Origin of the sequence: Delftia sp. WY8, from assembly GCF_018437695.1 — a bacterium.
GTDB classification, from domain to species: Bacteria; Pseudomonadota; Gammaproteobacteria; order Burkholderiales; family Burkholderiaceae_C; genus Comamonas; species Comamonas tsuruhatensis.
The window spans coordinates 5,973,724-5,993,652 of the sequence record NZ_CP049795.1; the positions used below are offsets into that span (position 1 = coordinate 5,973,724).

Annotated in this window: 19 protein-coding genes and 2 tRNA genes; 14 read left to right on the plus strand and 7 right to left on the minus strand. The window is 66.9% G+C overall.

The genetic code is table 11. The annotated features are described in order from the left end of the window. Nucleotides 1-61: 61 nt before the first annotated feature. From infC to G4D77_RS27375, 8 genes are all read left to right on the plus strand, one after another. Nucleotides 62-682: a translation initiation factor IF-3 gene (gene infC, locus G4D77_RS27340; RefSeq protein WP_074923479.1), complete on the plus strand. Its 621-nt coding sequence runs from the start codon at nt 62-64 to the stop codon at nt 680-682. 203 nt (nt 683-885) lie between these two features. Continuing rightward, a complete protein-coding gene (rpmI, locus tag G4D77_RS27345) occupies nt 886-1,089 on the plus strand; it encodes a 50S ribosomal protein L35 (protein ID WP_046240115.1) in 204 nt (67 codons plus the stop codon). 26 nt (nt 1,090-1,115) lie between these two features. After that, the gene (gene rplT, locus G4D77_RS27350) at nt 1,116-1,475 is read left to right on the plus strand and encodes a 50S ribosomal protein L20 (RefSeq protein ID WP_012206412.1); all 360 of its coding nucleotides are present in this window, start codon (nt 1,116-1,118) and stop codon (nt 1,473-1,475) included. 110 nt (nt 1,476-1,585) lie between these two features. After that, on the plus strand, nt 1,586-2,638 hold the full coding sequence (pheS, locus tag G4D77_RS27355) for a phenylalanine--tRNA ligase subunit alpha (RefSeq protein ID WP_012206411.1): 1,053 nt from the start codon (nt 1,586-1,588) through the stop codon (nt 2,636-2,638). A gap of 212 nt (nt 2,639-2,850) precedes the next feature. Next, nucleotides 2,851-5,298: a phenylalanine--tRNA ligase subunit beta gene (gene pheT / locus G4D77_RS27360; protein ID WP_154833995.1), complete on the plus strand. Its 2,448-nt coding sequence runs from the start codon at nt 2,851-2,853 to the stop codon at nt 5,296-5,298. Nucleotides 5,299-5,331: 33 nt separating this feature from the next. Then, nucleotides 5,332-5,664, plus strand: coding sequence for an integration host factor subunit alpha (locus G4D77_RS27365; protein WP_016448314.1), 333 nt, complete (start codon nt 5,332-5,334; stop codon nt 5,662-5,664). 181 nt (nt 5,665-5,845) lie between these two features. Continuing rightward, on the plus strand, nt 5,846-6,256 hold the full coding sequence (locus G4D77_RS27370) for a MerR family transcriptional regulator (RefSeq protein WP_013801679.1): 411 nt from the start codon (nt 5,846-5,848) through the stop codon (nt 6,254-6,256). A gap of 30 nt (nt 6,257-6,286) precedes the next feature. After that, nucleotides 6,287-6,363, plus strand: a tRNA-Pro gene (locus G4D77_RS27375). A 100-nt stretch (nt 6,364-6,463) separates the two neighbouring features. On the opposite strand, the gene G4D77_RS27380 is transcribed toward G4D77_RS27375, so the two are convergent. Beyond that, the gene (locus G4D77_RS27380; protein WP_126312046.1) at nt 6,464-7,462 is read right to left on the minus strand and encodes a LysR substrate-binding domain-containing protein; all 999 of its coding nucleotides are present in this window, start codon (nt 7,460-7,462) and stop codon (nt 6,464-6,466) included. 53 nt (nt 7,463-7,515) lie between these two features. Between G4D77_RS27380 and ydiJ the strand changes: the two genes are divergently transcribed. The 4 genes from ydiJ (at nt 7,516) to G4D77_RS27400 (ending at nt 12,294) form a co-directional block, all read left to right on the plus strand. Then, complete coding sequence (ydiJ, locus tag G4D77_RS27385) at nt 7,516-10,569, plus strand: D-2-hydroxyglutarate dehydrogenase YdiJ (RefSeq protein WP_154833996.1); 3,054 nt, start codon at nt 7,516-7,518, stop codon at nt 10,567-10,569. 108 nt (nt 10,570-10,677) lie between these two features. After that, nucleotides 10,678-10,754 (plus strand) — tRNA-Pro (locus tag G4D77_RS27390). Between the two features lie 236 nt (nt 10,755-10,990). Then, entirely contained in the window at nt 10,991-11,341 is a 351-nt protein-coding gene (locus G4D77_RS27395; protein WP_012206405.1) for a single-stranded DNA-binding protein, read from the plus strand. 134 nt (nt 11,342-11,475) lie between these two features. Beyond that, entirely contained in the window at nt 11,476-12,294 is an 819-nt protein-coding gene (locus tag G4D77_RS27400) for a MetQ/NlpA family ABC transporter substrate-binding protein (RefSeq protein ID WP_016448274.1), read from the plus strand. A 184-nt stretch (nt 12,295-12,478) separates the two neighbouring features. Here the strand turns inward: G4D77_RS27400 and G4D77_RS27405 are convergent, their stop codons facing one another. From G4D77_RS27405 to G4D77_RS27430, 6 genes are all read right to left on the minus strand, one after another. Further along, nucleotides 12,479-13,204: a nitroreductase gene (locus tag G4D77_RS27405; protein WP_154833997.1), complete on the minus strand. Its 726-nt coding sequence runs from the start codon at nt 13,202-13,204 to the stop codon at nt 12,479-12,481. A gap of 4 nt (nt 13,205-13,208) precedes the next feature. Next, nucleotides 13,209-14,417, minus strand: coding sequence for a thiolase family protein (locus G4D77_RS27410; protein WP_154833998.1), 1,209 nt, complete (start codon nt 14,415-14,417; stop codon nt 13,209-13,211). Continuing rightward, nucleotides 14,414-15,916, minus strand: a complete 1,503-nt coding sequence (locus G4D77_RS27415) for an AMP-binding protein (protein WP_154833999.1) — start codon at nt 15,914-15,916, stop codon at nt 14,414-14,416. The genes G4D77_RS27410 and G4D77_RS27415 overlap by 4 nt, the downstream gene beginning before the upstream one ends. Then, complete coding sequence (locus G4D77_RS27420) at nt 15,909-16,502, minus strand: biotin transporter BioY (protein ID WP_016448270.1); 594 nt, start codon at nt 16,500-16,502, stop codon at nt 15,909-15,911. The genes G4D77_RS27415 and G4D77_RS27420 overlap by 8 nt, the downstream gene beginning before the upstream one ends. A gap of 74 nt (nt 16,503-16,576) precedes the next feature. After that, nucleotides 16,577-17,170 carry an energy-coupling factor transporter transmembrane component T family protein gene (locus tag G4D77_RS27425; RefSeq protein ID WP_046241668.1) on the minus strand — a complete coding sequence of 198 codons (594 nt, stop codon included), beginning with the start codon at nt 17,168-17,170 and terminating at the stop codon, nt 16,577-16,579. A gap of 17 nt (nt 17,171-17,187) precedes the next feature. Beyond that, nucleotides 17,188-17,928: an energy-coupling factor ABC transporter ATP-binding protein gene (locus G4D77_RS27430; RefSeq protein WP_047326868.1), complete on the minus strand. Its 741-nt coding sequence runs from the start codon at nt 17,926-17,928 to the stop codon at nt 17,188-17,190. Nucleotides 17,929-18,314: 386 nt separating this feature from the next. Here G4D77_RS27430 and G4D77_RS27435 point away from each other — a divergent pair, with 386 nt between their 5' ends. Next, complete coding sequence (locus tag G4D77_RS27435; RefSeq protein ID WP_046985622.1) at nt 18,315-19,196, plus strand: methionine ABC transporter ATP-binding protein; 882 nt, start codon at nt 18,315-18,317, stop codon at nt 19,194-19,196. A 50-nt stretch (nt 19,197-19,246) separates the two neighbouring features. After that, entirely contained in the window at nt 19,247-19,912 is a 666-nt protein-coding gene (locus G4D77_RS27440; RefSeq protein ID WP_012206396.1) for a methionine ABC transporter permease, read from the plus strand. Nucleotides 19,913-19,929 lie beyond the last annotated feature (17 nt).

Here is a 19,929-nt window from a genome sequence, read left to right on the forward strand (position 1 = left end):
TAGCCGTTTGGCGTGTACTGCACACAAGCGGCTACGCTGTTGTAGCAACTTAAATCCAAGGGTGAGAACCATAGCTACTGAATTTCGTGATCGGCGCCACCGTGAAGAGCGCAAGCATCGTCTCAACCGTGAAATCATGGCGCCTGAAGTGCGTCTGTCCGGCCCGGAGAACGAGCCGCTGGGCATCGTGCCTCTGCAGGAAGCGCTGCGCATGGCGGGCGAGTTGGACGTGGACCTGGTGGAAATCGCCGCCACGGCCACTCCGCCTGTCTGCCGGTTGATGGACTATGGCAAGTTCAAGTACCTTGAACAGAAGAAGGCTGCCGAAGCCAAGGCCAAGCAGACCGTCATCGAAATCAAGGAAGTGAAATTCCGCCCTGGTACCGACGACGGCGACTACAACATCAAGCTGCGCAACATCCGCCGATTCCTGGCCGATGGTGACAAGTGCAAGATCACGCTGCGTTTCCGCGGCCGTGAAATCACGCACCAGCAGATCGGTCTGGACCTGCTGAACCGTCTGCGTGACGATCTGGCGGACTCCATCCAGGTGGAGCAGTTCCCCAAGCTCGAAGGCCGCCAGATGGTGATGATGATCGCCCCTGCGCGCAAGAAGCCCACCACCGGTGGCAAACCGCAAGCAGAGGTTTCTGCTGCACCTGCGGTGGCTGATAAGGCATAATCGCGGTTTCGCCCTTCGCTGAGGGGCGACAGAATTTGCAGGCCTTGCGCGAGTCGATTGCGCGGGGCGTGCGATGCAAGGGACATGGTATCCATGTCCCTTGTTCTTGCCGGCCTTCGGGCTGGCACAGAAGTGTCTCGGGGCCAGCAAGTGCGCGCAGTGTTGCGAGCCGCCTCACGAGCACAAACAACAGGAGCATTCAAATGCCCAAAATGAAGACCAAGAGCAGCGCGAAGAAGCGTTTTCGCGTTCGTCCCGGTGGCACCGTCAAGCGCGGTCAAGCCTTCAAGCGTCACATCTTGACCAAGAAGACCACCAAGAACAAGCGTCACCTGCGTGGTGCAGTGGCTGTGCATGAGACCAACATGGGCTCGATCGCACAGATGCTGCCGATGGCTGGCCTGTAATTCACTGACGAACAAGGAGAAAACACATGCCTCGCGTCAAACGTGGTGTAACGGCCCGCGCCCGTCACAAAAAAGTTCTGGCCCTTTCCAAGGGTTTCCGCGGCCGCCGCGGCAATGTCTTCCGCATCGCCAAGCAGGCGGTGATGAAGGCTGGGCAATATGCCTACCGTGACCGCCGTGCCAAGAAGCGCGTGTTCCGCCGTCTGTGGATCGCCCGTATCAACGCCGCTGCACGTGAACTGGGCCTGACCTACAGCCAGTTCGCCAACGGCCTGAAGAAGGCAGCCATCGAGATCGACCGCAAGATGCTGGCCGATATCGCGGTGCACGACAAGGCTGCTTTCAGCAGCATCGTTGATCAAGTCAAGGCCAAGCTGGCTGCTTGAGATAACGGTCTGTGGCCATCCTCGTGATGGCTTGCAGCGCAAACAGCAAGGGCTAGGGCTTGAAAAGGCTGCTAGCCCTTGTTTCTTTTCACAGTCGATAAAGAGTCGATATGAACGAGTTGGATTCTCTGGTCGAAAGCGCGCAGCAATTGTTCGCGCAGGCACAAACCCCCGCTGATCTGGAAAACGCCAAGGCGCAGTTTCTGGGCAAGTCGGGCAAGGTGACCGAGCTCATGAAGGGCATGGCGCAGCTTTCCGTCGAAGAGAAGAAGTCGCGCGGAGCCGCCATCAACGTGGCCAAGCAAGGCATCGAGGCCGCGCTGACCGCGCGCCGCAAGGCCCTGGCTGATGCCGAACTGCAGGCCCACCTGAAGGCCGAGGTGCTGGATGTGACCTTGCCGGGCCGTCGCCGTGGCCAGGGCGGCCTGCACCCCGTGTCGCTGACGCTGGAGCGCATCGAGGGCATCTTCGGCTCCATGGGCTTCGATGTGGCCGAGGGCCCCGAGATCGAGTCCGACTGGTTCAACTTCACGGCGCTGAACACGCCCGAAGACCATCCCGCCCGTTCCATGCACGACACCTTCTACGTGGAAGGCGGCACGGAACAGGCCCCCAATCTGCTGCGCACGCACACCAGCCCCATGCAGGTGCGCCATGCCGTGCAGCACGTCAAGAAATACCGTGAGCGGCTGGACGCCGGCCAGGGCATGCCCGAGATCCGCGTGATCGCGCCGGGCCGCACCTACCGCGTGGACAGCGATGCCACGCACTCGCCCATGTTCCACCAGTGCGAAGGCCTGTGGATCGGCGAGAACGTCAGCTTCAAGGATCTGAAGGTGGTCTTCACCGACTTCTGCAAGACCTTCTTCGAGAGCGACGACCTGGTGTTGCGCTTCCGTCCCAGCTTCTTCCCCTTCACCGAGCCCAGCGCCGAGATCGATATCCAGTTCCAGAGCGGCCCGCTGGCCGGCCGCTGGCTGGAGGTGGCTGGCTCCGGCCAGGTGCACCCCAACGTGGTGCGCAACATGGGGCTGGATCCTGAGAAGTACATCGGCTTTGCCTTTGGCATGGGTCCTGACCGCCTGACCATGCTGCGCTATGGCGTCAACGATCTGCGTCTGTTTTTTGACGGCGATATCCGCTTCCTGTCGCAATTCCGTTAGAAATGGACCGCCCCCTGAGGCGCTGCGCGCCATCCCCCTGGGAGGGGGATGACGCCCTCGCCGCGAGGCGGCTCTTGCTCGGCGTCTCCGGCCTGAACCACGCCAGTCGCATGGTCAGGCTGTTCGGGGGCTTGGAATGAGAGTCGTCAATACGTTCATGGGGTCCGCCAGCGCCGCGGCGCGCGGACCGAACCAACGCCAAAGAGTCTGATATGCAATTTCCCGAATCCTGGCTGCGCGAGTTCTGCAATCCGCCGCTGACCACCCAAGAGCTGGCCGACACCCTGACCATGGCCGGCCTGGAGGTGGAGGAGCTGGAGCCCGTGGCACCGCCGTTCACCAAGATCGTCGTCGGCGAGATCAAGGCTGCCGAGCAGCATCCCAATGCCGATCGCCTGCGCGTGTGCCAGGTCGATGTGGGCGGGCCCGAGCTGCTGACCATCGTCTGCGGCGCGCCCAATGCGCGCGTGGGCATCCGCGTGCCCTGCGCCACGGTTGGGGCCGAGCTGCCACCCGGTGAAGACGGCAAGCCCTTCCTCATCAAGATCGGCAAGCTGCGCGGTGTGGAGAGCTTCGGCATGCTGTGCTCGGCGCGCGAACTCAAGCTGTCCGAGGACCATGGCGGCCTGATGGAGCTGCCGCTGGACGCGCCCCTGGGCCAGAACATCCGCGAATACCTGAACCTGGATGACACCCTGTTCACGCTCAAGCTCACGCCCAACCTGGCGCATTGCCTGAGCGTCTATGGTGTGGCGCGCGAAGTGGCTGCGCTGACCGGTGCGCCGCTCAAGCCCCAGTCGTTCACGCCTGCTGCGGTGGGTGTGCAGGACAGGCTGGCCGTGAAGATCGAGGCGCCCGACCTGTGCGGTCGCTTCTCGGGCCGCGTGGTGCGCAACGTCAACACCCAGGCGAAGACGCCGCAGTGGATGGTCGATCGCCTGGCGCGCTGCGGCCAGCGCAGCGTGGCGCCGCTGGTGGACATCTCCAACTATGTGATGTTCGAGCTGGGCCGCCCCTCCCACATCTTTGACCTGGACAAGATCCACGGCGGCCTGCAGGTGCGCTGGGGCAAGGAAGGCGAGCAGCTCAAGCTGCTCAACGGCAACACCGTCACCGTCGATGGACAGGTGGGGGTGATCGCCGATGAGCGCGAAGTCGAATCGCTGGCCGGCATCATGGGCGGCGACGCCACGGCCGTGTCCGACGACACGCGCCACATCTACATCGAGGCGGCCTTCTGGTGGCCCAAGTCGATTGCCGGCCGTTCGCGCCGCTACAACTTCTCCACCGATGCGGGCCACCGCTTCGAGCGCGGCGTCGATCCCGAACTGACGGTCGAGCACATCGAGCGCATCACCGAGCTGGTGCTGCAGATCTGCGGCACGCCCGAGACCGTCTGCGGCCCCGTCGACGACCAGAAGTCCAACATGCCCCAGCCCAAGCCCGTCACGCTGCGCGTGGCGCGTGCGGCCAAGGTCATCGGCATGCCGCTCACGCAGCAGCAATGCCAAGATGCGCTGGCCGGCCTGGGCCTGCCGGTGGAGCAGGGCGATGGCGTGCTCACCGTCACGCCGCCCAGCTTCCGCTTCGACATCAACATCGAGGAAGACCTGATCGAGGAAGTGGCGCGCATGGTGGGTTACGAGAACCTGCCCACGACCAAGCCGCTGGCGCCCATTGCGCCCAAGCTGCGCGCCGAAAACCGCCGCAGCCAGTTCGCCGTGCGCCGCGCGCTGGCCGATCTGGGTTACCAGGAAACCATCAACTTCAGCTTTGTGGAAGCCGCGTGGGAGAAGGATCTGGCTGGCAACGCCAATCCCATCCAGCTGCTCAACCCGATCGCAAGCCAGCTCAGCGTGATGCGCTCCAGCCTCATCGGCTCGCTCATGCAGGTGCTCAAGTTCAATGCCGACCGCAAGGCCGAGCGCGTGCGCGTGTTCGAGCTGGGCCGTGTCTTCCTCAAGGATGACAGCGTTGTTGACAGCGACACCACGGTCAAGGGCTTCTACCAGCCCATGCGCGTGGCGGGCCTGGCCTGGGGAGCTGCCGAGCAGCTGCAATGGGCTCGTGGCGAGACCAGGGTCGACTTCTACGACGTCAAGGGCGATGTCGAGGCGCTGCTGGCGCCGCGCAAGCCCGTGTTCGAGCCGGCCGAGCATCCGGCCATGCACCCGGGCCGCTGCGCACGCGTGCTGCTCGATGGCCAGTCCATCGGCTTCATTGGCGAGCTGCATCCCCAGTGGCGCCAGCAATGGGATCTGGCCCAGGCGCCCGTGCTGTTCGAGCTGGAGCTCGATGCCGTGCTGGCGCGCGAGGTGCCGGTGTTCAAGCCCGTGGCCAAGCACCAGGCCGTGGAGCGCGACATTGCCGTGGTCGTGAACGAAAAGACCACGCATGCCCAGCTCATGCAGGCGGTGGAGGCTGCCCAAACCGGCGGCCTGCTGCGCTCTGCCGTGCTGTTCGATGTGTTCCGTCCCAAGGCGCTCAAGGCCGGCGAGACAGCGGCACCGGGCGCGCTGGCGCAGGACGAAAAGAGCCTGGCCGTGCGCCTGACGCTGGGCCATGACGACAGCTCGCTGACGGATGTGCAGATCGAGCAGGCCGTGCAGGCCGTGCTCGAGCAGCTGCAGCAGCGTCTGGGTGCGCGCCTGCGCGCATGATGGAGGGTGCATGCCGTGAAAGGAGATCCTGTGATGGAACTGGCGGTGGAAAGTCTTGATTCGCCTGCGCTGACCAAGGCGCAGCTGGCGGATCTGCTGTTCGACGAGATCGGCCTGAACAAGCGCGAATCCAAGGAAATGGTGGATGCGTTCTTCGAGCTGGTCTCGCAAAGCCTGGTGTCGGGCGAGGATGTGAAGCTGTCGGGCTTCGGCAACTTCCAGATCCGCACCAAGGCGCCGCGTCCGGGGCGCAATCCGCGCACGGGCGAGGCCATTCCGATCGAGGCGCGCCGCGTCGTGACCTTCCATGCGAGCAGCAAGCTCAAGGAGCAGATCCAGGAAGGCACATCGGGCTCCCAGGCCTGAGGAAAGCCTGCCCGGGCCTGCATGGCCAGCTGTCGCCAGCCTGTCTGCCTCGCGGTGGATGGGCTGTTTTTACGACAGGGTGCTGGCTTGCAGGCGAGCTGTGCAGTAGGCTCGGCCTTCTTCCCGGATCAGCGTCCGCGCACCAGCGGCATTGCACATCCTGACTTCATCCACATTTGCCATGGCTTCACTTCTGCCCCAGATTCCCGCCAAGCGCTACTTCACCATCGGTGAGGTCGCGGATCTGTGCGACGTCAAGCCGCATGTGCTGCGCTACTGGGAGCAGGAGTTCACGCAGCTGCGCCCCATGAAGCGGCGCGGCAACCGCCGGTACTACCAGCACCATGAAGTGCTGATGATCCGGCGCATCCGCGAGCTGCTGTACGAACAGGGCTTCACCATCAACGGTGCGCGCAACCGCCTGCGCGAAGCCTCGGGGTCTGCCGTGGTTCCCGCGCTGCAGGCCGGTGTCGTGGTGTCGGCGCCGGCTGCCGCGCCGCTGCTCGGTGGCGATGCCGCGGCCAGCGTTCCGCTGGAGCCGGAGGCCGTGCGCGAGGAGCTTTTGCAGATTCGTGCGCTGCTTTCTATTTGAGAGCAAAAAGCTGTATATAATTGAATTCTTCGGCGTGTAGCGCAGCCTGGTAGCGCACTTGCATGGGGTGCAAGGGGTCGCGAGTTCGAATCCCGCCACGCCGACCATAAATGAAAACGGACCACAGCTTCTGGCTGTGGTCCGTTTTTCTTTGTGCCATTGCCAACCGCTACCAACCGCTGAAGGGGAGCGGCCGTTGCGCAGGAATCAACCCTCAGCGCAGGTTGCAAGCAGCCATTGCCGGAAGGCTGCCAGCGCCGGCAGTGTCGCGTTCCTCTCGGGATAGACCAGGTAGTAGCTGCGCTGGCTGGGGATGGCGTCTCCCACCACGTGCAGCTCACCGCGCGCTATCTCCTCTTCCACCAGTACCCGTGGCACCAGGCCCACGCCCATGCCTGCCAGCACGGCCTGTATCAGGTGCGAGGTCAGCTCGAAGCTCGGCCCTATCCGCATCTGCCGGTGATCGAGCCGATAGTGCGTGAACCACTCGCTCCAGGCCTGCCGGTTGCTGGCCACCGTGAGCAGCACCTGCTGGCCCACCCAATCCGGCGAGGCTGCTGCCTGCCCGGCCTGCTGCAGCGCCTGCGGGCTGGCCACCGCCACCAGAAACTCGTGGTACAGGCGGTGCGCGGTCAGCCCGGGCCAGTCTCCCGTGCCCACGGTGATGGCGGCGTCTATCTCGCCGCTGTCGAAGTCGATGTCGCCTATGCGGGAATGGATGTGCATGGTCACCCCGGGCTGCGCCTGGTAGAAGCCATGCAGGTGCGGCAGCAGCCATTTGGAGCCGAAGGTGGGCAGGGTGGCCAGGTTGAGCGTGCCACCGCCGGACTGGCGTGACATGGCCTGCAGGGTGGCGCTGCGTATGCGGCCCAGCGCGGCACCCAGGTCGATGAAGTAGCGGCGCCCCACATCAGTCAGGCGCACCGTGCGGCCCTCGCGGCGGAACAGGCTGATGCCCAGCTGCGCCTCCAGTGTCTGCACCTGCCGGCTGATGGCGCTCTGGCTGAGCGACAGCTCCTCGGCCGCTCGCGCATAGCTTTCGTGGCGCGCGGCCGCCTCGAAGACCAGCAGCAGGGACATGGAGGGCGTCAGGCGTCGGTAATTCATGAGTTTTATGCAGTGTTCGCGGCCGCAATTTTCGTTTGTTCCAGAGGAAGAGTGTAGAGATACTTGCGGCCATGGTCGGCCTGAAATCGTGTATTGCATGCATGGGTTTCCTGGGCTGATCGCCAGCAACAAATCTCCCCACCTTGCCTTCCATGTCGATTGCCCCACTGCCCCACGCCAGCGCCCCCGTGCCTGCCCAATACCTTGAGTTTCTTGAAGCGTTGAAGGCCGCCGGCTTCGAGGGCGACGTGGACACGGACCATGCCAGCCGCACCGTGCTGGCCACGGACAACTCCATCTACCAGCGCATGCCGCAGGCGGCCATCTACCCGCGTCACGCCGAGGATGTGGCCAGGGCGGCGCAGGTGCTGGCGCGGCCTGAGTTCCGCGATGTGGTGCTGACACCGCGCGGCGGCGGCACGGGCACGAACGGGCAGTCGCTCACGCATGGCGTGACCATGGACTTGTCGCGGCACATGAACGGTATCCTCGAAATCAATGCCGAGCAGCGCTGGGTGCGCGTGCAGGCCGGCGTGGTCAAGGACCAGCTCAACGCCGCGCTCAAGCCATACGGACTGTTCTTTGCGCCCGAGCTGTCCACCTCCAACCGCGCCACCATCGGCGGCATGATCAACACCGATGCCAGCGGGCAGGGCAGCTGCACCTATGGCAAGACGCGCGACCACGTGCTGGCGCTGGACTTCGTGCTGCTGGGCGGCGAGCGCCTGCACAGCGCGCCGCTGGATGCTCAGGCGCTGGAGCGCATGTGCGCCGATTCGGGGCGCATCGGCAAGGTGCACCGCACGGCGCGGCGCATCAGCGAGGACCAGGCGGAGTTGATCGAGGCCAGATTCCCCAAGCTCAACCGCTGCCTCACCGGCTATGACCTGGCCCATCTGCGCGAAGGCGACGGGCGCTTCAACCTCAACAGCGTGCTGTGCGGCGCCGAAGGCTCGCTGGGCTTCGTGGTGGAGGCGAAGCTCAACGTGCTGCCCATTCCCCGCTACTCGGTCCTGGTCAACGTGCGCTACGCTGGCTTCATGGACGCGCTGCGCGATGCGCGCGCGCTGATGGCACACCGGCCGCTGTCCATCGAGACGGTGGATTCCAAGGTGCTGCTGCTGGCCATGAAGGACTTCGTCTGGAGCAGCGTGGCCGAGTACTTTCCGCAGGACGGCCAGCGCCCTACGCTGGGCATCAACCTGGTGGAATTCAGCGGCGACGATCCGCAGGAGGTCGATGGCCGCGTGCAGGCCTTCCTCGGCCACCTGGGCGCCGACGCCTCGGTGGAGCGGCTGGGCCACACGCTGGCGGCCGGCAATGCGGCGGTGCACCGCGTCTATGCCATGCGCAAGCGCGCCGTGGGCCTGCTGGGCAACGTGGCGGGCGAGGCGAGGCCCCAGCCCTTTGTCGAAGACACGGCCGTGCCGCCCGAGAACCTGCCCGAGTTCATTGCCGAGTTCCGCGCGCTGCTGGACAGCCACGGCCTGCAGTACGGCATGTTCGGCCACGTCGATGCCGGCGTGCTGCATGTGCGCCCCATCCTGGACATGAAGAACCCCGTGGACGCCGCCCTGGTGCGCCCCATCTCCGACGCGGTGGCCGAACTCACGCAGCGCCATGGCGGCCTGCTGTGGGGCGAGCACGGCAAGGGCCTGCGCTCCGAATATGTGCCGGCCTTCTTCGGCGAGCTGTATCCCTCGCTGCAGCAGCTCAAGGCCGCCTTCGACCCGCACAACCAGCTCAACCCCGGCAAGATCGCCACGCCGCCGGCCAGCAAGACCTTGCTGCTCAAGGTGGACGGCGTCACCACGCGCGGCGAGCTGGACCGGCAGATCGACGAGCGCGTATGGCAAAGCTATGGCGCGGCCATGCACTGCAACGGCAATGGCGCCTGCTACAACTTCGATCCGGACGATGCCATGTGCCCTTCCTGGAAGGCCACGCGCCAGCGCGTGCATTCGCCCAAGGGCCGGGCCTCGCTGATGCGCGAATGGCTGCGCCTGCAGGGGCAGGCCGGCGTGAACGTGCTGGAGGTCGCGCAGCAGCCCCAGCCCTTCCTGTCCAGCCTGGCCGCGCGCTGGCGCAACAGCCGCGCGGCGCGCCGCGGCGAGGCCGATTTTTCGCACGAGGTCTATGACGCCATGGCCGGCTGCCTGGCCTGCAAGTCCTGCGCCGGGCAATGTCCCGTCAAGGTCAACGTGCCCGAATTCCGCTCGCGCTTTCTGGAGCTCTACCACCGCCGCTACCTGCGGCCCGTGCGTGACTACCTGATCGGCTCGCTGGAGTTCACCATGCCGTGGCTGGCGCGCATGCCCGCGCTCTACAACGGGGTGATGGGCTCGCCATGGATGCGCGATGTGCTCAGCCGTCGCATCGGCATGGTCGATGGCCCGCTGCTGAGCCGGCTGGACCTGGCAGCCACCTTGCGGCAATGGAAGGTGCGCGCGGCCGATGCGCAGGCGCTGGCTGCGCTCACGTCCGAGCAGCGCGCACGCAGCGTGGTCATCGTGCAGGACAGCTTTACCCGCTACTTCGAGACCGGCCAGCTGCAGGTGCTGATCGAGCTGGCGGCGCGCCTGGGATTCCAGGTCTGGCTGGCGCCGCTGCTGCCCAATGGCAAGCCGCTGCATGTGCAGGGATTCATGGGCGCCTTTGCCAAGGCGGCCATCCGCAATGCCGCGCAGCTGGCGCAACTGGCGCAGCCCGGTGTGGCGCTGGTGGGGCTGGACCCGGCCATGACGCTGGCCTATCGGCAGGAATACCTCAAGGTGCCGGGTATGGGCGAGGTGCCGAAGGTCGAGCTGCCCCAGGAATGGCTGCTGCAGGTGCTGCCCGAGGCAGTGACCAGCGTGGCCAGCGTGGCCTACCGGCTGCTGCCGCACTGCACTGAAAAGACCAATGCGCCCGACAGCGGCAAGCAGTGGACGCAGCTTTTCGAGCGACGGGGGCTGCGCCTGAGCGTGGAGGCCACCGGCTGCTGCGGCATGTCGGGCACCTACGGGCATGAGGCGCGCAACCTCGAAACCTCCAAGACCATCTATGCCCAGTCATGGGAGAAACAGATCGAGAGCAAGCAGAACCTGGGCGAGCCGCTGGCCACCGGCTATTCCTGCCGCAGCCAGGTCAAGCGACTGTCTGCACGCCAGTTGCGCCATCCGTTGGAGGCCTTGCTGGACCACGTGCGCGCCACGCATCAGGGGTGAGAAGATGCGGGGGGCTGATCGTCGCCATTTCAGGAATTTGCAGACATTTTTGAAAAATCTCTGCGTTTTCCCTGAAGGCCTGTTTTTAGTCCCTATAATTCAATGCTTCGGCGTGTAGCGCAGCCTGGTAGCGCACTTGCATGGGGTGCAAGGGGTCGCGAGTTCGAATCCCGCCACGCCGACCAAAACGCAAAGCTCCTGACGGAAACGTCAGGAGCTTTTTGCTTTGTACGTTCGTTTTTTTGCGCGTTCAATTTTGCGCGCGATGGCGCCTTGCCGCGAAGAGCAAGGGCAAGGACAAGGACATGTGCAGCTTCGCCAGGCAGGTCCATCACGGATGGCGAGGGCAGCCAGCGCATGAAAAGTCCATGCACCGCGAAGATGCGCGTCCCGGTCTGGGCACGTAAAACCTGCACCTACAATGGCGTCTTTTGTAACTGACGATTTCTTCCTGGTCTCGCACATGATGGATGGACTGATTACCGGCAGACTCACCGGTACGCCCGAACACCGCAGCGACCGCAATCGGCGCCCCTTCATGGTGGCCCGCGTGCGCTCCGAGGCATCCGATGGCACTTCCATCCCGGTCAATGTGGTTGCATTCGACGCCCAGGCCTGCGAGGTGCTGCGCAATCTGATCGAAGGCGATGCCGTGGCGCTGCGTGGCAGCTTCACGCCCAAGGTCTGGATAGACCGCCAGGAGCAACCCCATCCCGTACTGGATGTCGTGGCCCACCAGGTCATGGCAACGCCCGAGTTCCAGGACCGCTGACGCCCGCGCTGCGGCGCCGGTTGTGAGCTACTGAAAAAACTGTCTAGCCGCAGTGTGCCGGTACGGTCGCCGTGCGCTGTGTTGGCGCTACAGTGTGCGCCTGTGTTTTTGACAGGTTACAAGGAACCGCATCCATGCCCACCAAGCGCCATTTCCTCCGCCGCACGCTCACGGCCGCCGCGATTGCCAGCACCGCCGCCATGACCCTGCTGGCCATGCCCGCGCAGGCGCAGGACAAGCCCATCAAGGTCGGCGTCACGGCCGGCCCGCACGCCCAGATCATGGAGCAGGTCAAGAAGGTCGCCGAGAAGAACGGCCTGAAGATCCAGATCGTTGAATTCGGCGACTACGTGCAGCCCAATGCCGCGCTGTCGGCCGGTGACCTGGACGCCAACAGCTACCAGCACCGCCCCTACCTCGACGCCCAGGTGCGCGACCGCGGCTACAAGATCGGCTGGGTGGCCGACACGGTGAATTTCCCCATCGGCATCTATTCCAAGAAGATCAAGCAGCTGGCCGACCTGCCCCAGGGCGCCAAGTTCGGCATCCCCAACGACCCCACCAACGGTGGCCGCGTGCTGCTGCTGCTGCAGGCCCAGGGCCTGATCAAGCTCAAGGAAAGCGCGGGCCTGAAGGCCACGCCGCTGGACGTGGTCTCCAACCCCAAGAAGCTGCGCTTCGTGGAGCTGGACGCAGCCCAGCTGCCACGCTCGCTGGATGACCTGGACGCCTCGGCCATCAACACCAACTTCGCGATCTCGGCAGGCCTGAACCCCAAGACCGATGCCATTGCGCAGGAAGCCGCCAAGAACCCCTATGTGAACATTCTGGTCGCGCGCGATGCCGACAAGGGCAAGCCCTGGGTGGCGCAGCTGATCAAGGCCTACCACTCCGATGAAGTGCGCCAGTTCATCGATGTGCAGTTCAAGGGGTCGGTGATCCCTGCGTTTTGATAGGAAGCACCCCCTGAGCGGCTGACGCCGCTTCCCCCTCTCTCGCTTCGCGGGAGGGGGACGACACCCTCGCTGCGGGGCGGCCCTTGCTCGGTGTCCCTCGCTATGTGTTGCGCCGGTTTCGGTCGCCGTGTTCAGTGCGAGCGAGGGCTGAATTGCAAAAGCTGCCATTGGCAGCTTTTTTTCATTCTCCCAGTACCCTGAAGTATTCGGTCAGCGGTGCGCGGGTGGTCTGGGTGCGGTTGACGGGGGCGGCCTCGTCGGGCCAGCCCAGGGCCAGGCCGCAGACGATGTGCTCGCCGGGCGGCAGGTCGAGCACGCGGCGCACGGTGTCGGGGTAGGAGGCCAGGGCGCCGATGGCGCAGCTGCCCAGGCCCTGGGCAGCTGCGGCCATTTGCAGGCCGTACAGGGTCATGCCCAGGTCCATGTAGCCGCCTGCGCCGAAGCGTGCGTCGATGCTCACCACCAGGGCCACGGGCGCATCGAAGAAGCGGTAGTTGCGGCCGAACTGCGCGTCGCGCCCGGCGCGGTCCTCGCGGGCCACGCCCAGGGCGCTGTACAGGGCCTGGGCCGACGCCACCTGGCGCTTGCGCAGCGCCATGGGCATGGGGCGGGGGAAGTAGCCGTAGTCCTCGCGCTCAGGTGCTCCGCCTTGCCAGTCGGCCAGCAGCGCCTGTGTGAGTGCGCCGCGCAGGCTGCCGCGCACCTGGATGAACTGGCCTGGCTGCAGGTTGCCGCCGCTGGGCGCCCGGCGGGCCGATTGCAGCAAATGGTGCAGCAGCGCGTCCGGCACGGGATCGGACCGGTAGGCGCGCACGGAGCGGCGCGCGTGCACCAGGGCCTCATGCGCATCGCCAAAGGGAAGGGTGTCGGACGGTGGGTTGGCGGACATGGGAAATGCGGAGTCCATGGATTCAAAGCGCCTGCACCAGGCAGGCCGCGCCTATGCCGCCAGCCCCTGCAATGGCGGCCAGGCCCAGGGCCGGTCTGTGGGCTGCTGGCGTGCGGTGCAGGTCTGAGAGCATGCGCACCAGCGCAACCGCGCCCGATGCGCCTATGGGATGGCCGCGCGCCAGGCCACCGCCGCCAGCGTTGAGCTGCTGCAGCGGCAGGCCCAGGGTTTCGGCAAAGGCCAGGGCCTGCACGGCGAAGGCATCGTGCAGCTCCACAGCCTGGAGCTCTTCCGCAGTCAGGCAAGGCAGCTGCAGCGCTGCGGCTGCACGCTCCAGCACCTGCTGGGCCGCCAGTGCGGCGGCGACCGGCGGTGTTTCGGGCGCATGGCCCAGCGAGGCACTGGCCACCCAGCGGGCGCGTGGCTGCAGGCCCAGGCGTGCACAGGCCTGCGGCGTGGCCAGCAGCACCAGGGCTGCGCCATCGGCCTTGGGCGAGATGGTGGGCGTGCTCAGCGCATGGCGCTGGCGTGCATGGGCGTCAACGGCGCCACCCGCTTCGGCCACCACGGGCATGCGCGCAACGCGGGCCGGGTTCAAGGCGCGCGGATAGGCGTCGTGGTCCAGCCCCGCCATGGGCACGATCTCTTGGGCCAGCCGGTCGCGGTGCGCGAGCGCCTGCGCGTGGCTGTGGATGGCATGGGCCTCCTGAACGGCGCGGGTGATGCCATGGGCCAGCGCATGGTCGGCGGCCGATTGCAGCAGGTCCGGGTCGCGTGCGGGATCGGGGGCGAAGGCGGGGCGGTCATAGGTGACGGGCAGCTCGCCTGCATGGCGCGGGCGCGTCTGGCGGATGGGGGCACGGCTCCAGGCCTCGGCACCACCGGCCACCACGATATCGGCCTGGCCCGACAGCAGCAGGCCTGCAGCCAGGGCCACGCTGTCCAGGCCCGAGCAGCACTGGGTATCCACGCTGTGTGCTGCGCAGCGCTCGGGCAGGCCCGCAGCCAGGGCCAGCATGCGGGCCGGGTTGCCGCCTGCGCCCAGGGCGTTGCCTAAGACCACGGCATCCACGGCATCCACGGCCCGGGCAGGCAGGCCGGCCCGGGCCAGCAAGGCCTGGAGCACGGGCGCGCCCAGCTCGTGCGCCGCAAGCTCGCGCAGCGCACCGCCCACGGGGGCGACGGGGCTGCGCGCCCAGGCCAGGATGACGGGGGCGTCGTGCGGGTTCATGGCAGGGGCAGCAGCGCGGGTTCGCCGGGCAGTGCCCGGCCAGTGTCCGTGGCGGTGGCCGCCAGCGCGCGCGCCAGACGGCCGTGGTCGGTCTTGCCGCTGGCGGTCTGCGGCCAGTCGGTGCAGCTCCACCATTGGCGCGGCAGCTTGTAGCTTTCCAGCCGGTCGCGCAGCCAGGCCGCCAGCGCCTGTGCGGAGCCTGCGGGCGCGGCGCCGTGCCATTGCACGACGGCGTGCACCTGCATGCCGCGCAGCGCGTCGGGCAGGCCTTGGATGGAGACCTGGGCGACGCCCGGGTGCGCGGCCAGCAGGGTTTCGACTTCCTCGGGGAACAGGTTCTTGCCCTGGGTGACGAGCATGCGGCTCTGGCGCCCGGCCAGGCACAGCTGGCCGCCGGCATCGATATGGCCCATGTCGCGCACGGACAGCCATTCGCCGTCGCGCAGCGCGGCCGTGCCGTCGCGCGCCTCGCCCACATAGTCCATGAACAGCATGGGGCTGCGCATGTAGATCAGGCCGTCCTCGCCCGGCTGCAGGGGCTGGTCGCCGGGCTGCCGCGTGGCGGGGCGGATCTGCAGCTGCACATTGCTGAAGGGCCGGCCCACGGCCTGGGGCGGGGCCTGTTCGTCGGCCTCCATCCAGGCGATGAAGCTGGCTTCCGAGGCGCCGTAGAACTCGATGATGCGTGCGTGCGGAAACAGCGCGCGCAGGGCCGGGGTCTGGGCGCGCATCCAGCGCGCGCCGCTGATCATGATCAGCTCCACCTCGGGGATGGGCGCCAGCGCGCGGTGTGCGGCCCATTGCAGCATCAGCAGCAGCTGGCTGGGCACGGCGACCAGGCAGGGGGCTTCGCCGCGCGCCAGCGAGGCCAGGCAGCGCGCCGCCGAGAACCGCTCCTGCACCACGGCGCCTTCGCCGCACCACAGGCCCTGCATCACGCCGAACAGGAACAGCGAATGCGAGATGCGCCCGGGCGCCATGGTGCGCTGCGCGGCCACGGGGCCGAAGTCCTGCAGGCAGACGCGAAAGCTCTCTGTCCACGAACGGTGGTGGCGCATGAAGCCCTTGGGCAGCCCGGTGCTGCCCGAGGTGAAGCCGGTGTAGAAGGCGCCGGTGGCCGTGGCCTCGGCCAGAGCGCTGGGCGCCGTGGGCAGCCAGCCCTCGATGCGGCTGCGCACGGCATCGGGCCAATCAGGATCGGCCACGGCGGCGCAGCGGCCGCTGTGCAGGATGGCGAGGAATTCGACGATGGCATCCACGGTGCTGGCGCTGCCGCCCGTGTCCACCAGCAGCATCTCTGGCGCCTGGCCGGCCACCAGCGCGGCCGAGCGCTGCAGCACGGCGGCATGCAGCGCGGCAAAGCTCCATTGGCCGGCCTCGCTTTGCAGCGCCATCGCATCGGGGCGCTGCCGGGCCCAATGCTCCAGCGGACCATGGACCAGGGTCCACGGGTGCTGCAGCGGCGCGGCCAGCGGGTGGGGCGCGGATGGCTCAGCCATGCTGGCGGCCTCCGAACGGCCAGTCCGGCATGCCGCGCGCCACCGTGTGCACCACCAGGGCGCACAGCACGCACTTGACCAGATCGCCGGGCACGAACAGCAAGGTGGCCATGAAGGCCTGCGACAGGCTGAGCTTGGCCATCAGCATCAGCCCCAGCACGCCGAAGGCATGCAGGGCCACCAGCCCGCCCAGCGCCGAGGCCGCAAAGGCGCTGAGCGCCGCGCGCCGGGGCGATCCCTGGGGCAGCGCACGCATGACCAGGCCGGCAATGCAGGCCGCCAGCGGGTAGCCCAGCAGGTAGCCGGCCGAGGGCGCCATGAAGACGGCAATGCCGCCGCGCCCGCCCGACAGCAGGGGCAGGCCCACGGCCACGGCCGCAAGGAACAGCAGCATGGACTGCATGCCGCGCCAGGGGCCGAGCATCACGCCGGCCAGCATCACGCCCAGCGACTGGATGGTGATGGGCACGCCCAGCGGCAGGTCGATCTTGGGAATCAGGCCCATGACGGCCATCAGTGCCGCGAACAGCGAGACCTGGGCCATGGAGCGCGCCGAGGCGCGTGAGACGGTGGAGGGAGCGGTCATGGAGAGTTCTCGCTGTCGGTCAGGAAGGGCAGTTCAGCAGGGCAAATCGGAAGGGCAAATCGGCAGGGCAGGCCTCAGCGGCCCAGGCGCGCCCACAGCGCATCGGACACGCGGCGCGTGGCCTGCAGCATGTGGATGGTCAGCGGCGCAATCAGGCGCAGGCCGCCGGCGCGGCCCGTGCGCAGCCGGTGGGCATCGTCCATGCGCTTCCACTGCACGAAGAAATGCTCGGTGAAACGCAGCATCAATGCCAGCTGCAGGGCCACCTGTTCGGGGGAGATGCCGATGCGCTCCAGCGGCGCCAGCAGCCGCTCCAGCACATCGACCAGATCGCTGGGGCGCGTGCTCACGGTCAGCGCCATGCCCAGCGTGGAGGCGCAGACCAGGCGCAGCGCGCTGGAGGCGGCCAGGGCGTAATGCTGCATCCACACATGGAAGGCAGCCACCAGCAGGGCGGCCACGGTCACCGACAGCATGAGCCGCCGTGCGCCCTCGGTGGCGCGGCCCAGCGACAGCCACAGCAGGCCGCAGGCGGCGCCGGCCATGGCCAGCAGCCACGGTGAATCGATGAGGAACAGGCCCGTTCCCAGCAGCGCCATGAGCAGCAGCTTGCGGCCCGCACTCCAGGCATGGAGCCAGCTGGTGTATTCGCTGTAGAGGCTTCCCATGGCGGCCGGCTCCTGCGTCAGGACTGCGCTTGCAGCCGGCGGGCCACGTCGGCTTCATAGGCTGCGCAGATCTCATGGCCGGGGCCGTCTGCGCGCACCTGACCGCGCTCCAGCCAGAGCACGCGGCCAAAGCTGCGCACGTGGTCCAGCACATGGGTGGAGACCAGCACCTGCTGCTCGGCGGCCGCGATGTCCCTGGCCAGCCGCGCCTGGCCCGGCAGGTCCAGGCTGGCGAAGGGCTCGTCCAGCAGCAGCACGCGCGGCGCGGCAATGAGCAGGGCCAGCCAGCACACCTGCTGGCGCTGGCCCTGGCTGAGTCCGGCCACGGCGCGCGGTGCCCAGTCGGCCAGGCCGCGGCTGTTCAGCAGGGCGCGGGCGCGCTCCGTGGCCTCGCGCCGCGAGATGCCCGAAGGGCGCAACCCCAGGGCCAGCTCTTCCTCCACGGTGGGGAAGATGATCTGGTCGTCGGGGTTCTGGAACATCAGCCCAACCTGGCCCGGCCGCCTGGCGCGGGCCTCGTGCAGTTCGGTGCCGTCCAGCAGCACGCGCCCGGCCTGCGGCGCATCCAGGCCGCACAGCAGCCGGAACAGACTGGTCTTGCCCGCGCCGTTGTCGCCGATGAGTCCCACGCGCGGCTCGTCCAGCTGCAGGTCCAGGCCATCAAAGACGGTTGTGATGCCACGCCGCAGGCGCACCGCTTCCACGCGCAGGCTGGCGGCGCAGGCGGGGCAGTCGGCAGTTCGGGAGGATTCAGGCATGGCGAATGAAAGCGGGTACTTACCTGTAATGCACGCAACCACAAGGAATCTTGCCGTTGTACAGGCCTGTCGGGGGCGGATTCTAGCAATGCCGTCCAGGCCGTACATCAAGGCTTGAAAGACGGCAATCGATATAAGCACCGTATTTTTTATTCTTTTGTTTGAACAACGTTTTGCAACACACTCGTTAGAACACTAATGACGGCAGATCCTGGGGATTCGCCTGTGCTTGGCGACGACGCAAGACAACGCATGCCCATCGGCTTGCAACTGCGTCCAACTGCGCAGCACAGGGCCCGGAAATTGCGCGCCATTGCCTGGAGATGGCGGTGCAAAGGCTGCCGTTGCCGATCCCAGGACCGTTTTCACTGCCGAACCGAGAATCCATGACCGTCCAGACCGCCCATTTGGCCCCGGAAAACGCGCTGATCCGCCTGCGCGACCTGCAAAAGAAATTTGTAACAGCCGATGGCAAGCACTTCGATGCCGTGCGTTCGGTATCACTGGACATCGGCCAGGGCACGGTCTTCGGCCTGATCGGCAAGAGCGGTGCGGGCAAGTCCACGCTGCTGCGCCTGATCAACCTGCTGGAGCGCCCCGACAGCGGCGAGGTGGTGGTGGCAGGCCAGCGCCTGACCGACCTGGGCCGCCGCGCGCTGCGCGAGGCGCGCCAGAACATCGGCATGATTTTTCAGCAGTTCAACCTGCTGCAGAACGCCAGCGTGTTCGAGAACGTGGCCTTTCCGCTGCGCATCCATGGCGGCCACTCGCGCGCCCAGATCGAGCAGCGTGTGCGCGAATGCCTGGACATCGTGGGTCTGGCCGACAAGGCCGGCAGCTATCCGGCCCAGTTGTCCGGAGGTCAGAAGCAGCGCGTGGCGATTGCGCGTGCCCTGGCGCCGCGCCCCCAGGTGCTGCTGTGCGACGAGCCCACCTCGGCGCTGGACAGCGAGACCACGCGCTCCATCCTGGCCACGCTGGCGGACATCAACAGCCGCCTGGGCGTGACCATCGTCATCGTCACGCACGAGCTGGCCGTGGTCGATGCGCTGTGCAGCGAGGTGGCCATCATCGAGCAGGGCCAGGTGGCAGAACGCTTCACGCTGCCCGCCTTGCCGCAGGGCCGTGCCTACGAGGCGCCGCAGCGCGCCACGCTGCTGGGCAGCGAACTTGAGGCCCTGCGCGTGGAGCGTGCCGACAAGGCCCTGCGCGAACGCGGCGCCACCCGCCCCGTGGTGCTGCGCGCCGTGGGCGGCTCCGAGCACTGACGGGCTTTCGCCCGGTCCCGTTTTCCTCTTCTTTTAGCTTCCGCATTCCCATGTCTGAAAACATCGTCGAAATCCTGCCCGAGCTGTGGCTGGCCATGGGCCAGACCCTTTTGATGCTGGGCATCGGCCTGTCGGCCGCCGTGCTGATCGGCGGCCCGCTGGGCGTGCTGCTGTTCCTGCTGGGCCCCGGCCAGTCGCTGGACAACCGCCCGGCCTTTGCCGTGCTGAACTGGACGGTCAATACCGTGCGGTCCTTCCCCTTCATCATCTTGCTGGTCGCGCTGGTGCCCTTCACGCGCTGGCTGGCCGGCACCTCCATCGGCCCGCTGGCTGCGGCAGTGCCGTTGTCCGTGGCGGCCATTCCCTACCTGGCACGCCTGGTGGACCAGTGCCTGCGCGACGTGCCGCGCGGCGTGATCGAGGCCGCGCACGCCATGGGCGCCTCGGAGCTGCAGATCGTCTGGCGCGTGCTCATCGTCGAGGCGCGCTCGGGCCTGGTGCTGGCGCTGACCGTGCTGGCCGTGAGCTTTCTGTCGTACTCGGCCATTGCCGGCGTGGTGGGCGGCGGCGGCATTGGCGATCTGGCCATCCGCTACGGCTACTACCGCTTCCAGACCGATGTGATGGTGCTCACCGTGACCATCCTCGTGGCCATGGTCCAGGTCATCCAGTTCGTGGGCAACACGGCGGCCCGCCGCCTGGACAAGCGCGGCTGAGCGCGCTGTCCAGACCC